Source organism: Amphritea pacifica (genome assembly GCF_016924145.1).
In the GTDB taxonomy this organism is placed as follows: Bacteria; Pseudomonadota; Gammaproteobacteria; order Pseudomonadales; family Balneatricaceae; genus Amphritea; species Amphritea pacifica.
This window is the reverse complement of sequence record NZ_JAFFZO010000081.1, coordinates 1-1,123: the sequence shown is the minus strand read 5'-3', so window position 1 is coordinate 1,123 and position 1,123 is coordinate 1. Positions and strand designations below refer to the sequence as shown.

At 49.2% G+C, this 1,123-nt stretch carries 1 protein-coding gene; it reads right to left on the bottom strand.

Going from position 1 to position 1,123, the window contains the following annotated elements:
- Positions 1 to 147: 147 nt before the first annotated feature.
- A partial coding sequence (locus JW499_RS21470; RefSeq protein WP_205212496.1) for an IS1182 family transposase occupies positions 148 to 1,123 on the bottom strand: 976 nt, incomplete at its 5' end.

Below are 1,123 nucleotides of genomic sequence, written 5' to 3'. Positions count from 1 at the left end.
TTTTTGCTGGGGTTTTGTTTTTCTAAGGCTATTCCAGCGACGTTAGCAAAAACGAGGTAAAAGATTTATGGGACGCTTTGACTCGGCTTAGAGCCTTTCAGGCTCCCTTTGTAGCAAGTATCTCGATAAAAATATCGCTTATACGGCCTATGCCGCCATTAATGCGATTTTCTTCATGTTTTGTGCCGCCGCTGTCAGCAAACACTGTGCTTGAACCTTACTCTTGCCTCTAAACCTCGCATACCGATATCCATGGAGTTCTTTTGCGTCCGCAAAGCTTCGCTCTACGGTTTCCTTCCTTCGGGCATAAATACTTTTTCCTACCGGGGACAGCCGATGTTGATTCACTCTCTCTTTGCTATCTTCCCATACGTGACGTGTGATCGTTTTAACGAACTTCTTGTTGCTCGTACAGCGTTTTAGCTCAGAGCACGATTCACATACGGCCTCGTCTGATTCGTAATGACGGTAGCCTGTGCGGCTGGTGGTTTTATAGATCAGGGCATGGTTTTGCGGGCAACGGTAGACATCGTCTTGCGGATCATAAACGTACTCCCGTTTGTAGAAGAGGCCCTTGCGATGAGTCGGGCGACGGTAGCCCATCACCGCATAAAGGTTGCGCTCTTCCAGTCCATGACAGACCGCAGACGTAAAATATCCCGCATCAACACCCACGACTCTGAGGTTAAAGTTAAAGCGTTGTTTCTGCCGATCCAGCCGTTCCAGGTAAGGGACTGCATCATGCACGTTACCCGGCGTCACATGGACATCGGTGATGATATTGCAACGGCTATCAACGGTACGATGGTCAAGATAAAAGAAGCCTTTGGGCTTGGTATCCCGCACCATATAGCCGCTATCCGGATCGGTCACGCTCTGCTTTATTTCACGTGTTTCCGCCTCCTGCTTGGGTGCAGGTAGAGGCTTTTTTCCATGCGCCGCGCGATCCTCCTCAACCGCTTTATCCAACGCATCCATATAGGCTTGGCGTGACTGTTCCACCTCAACTTTCTGGAAGTGCTTTTTGTTTGCGTTGGCTTTGAGGTGAGTGGAATCAGTATAAAGGGTGTGCCCCCCGACCAGCTTGCGCTTTATGGCTTGCAGCACAATTTCATCGAAAATA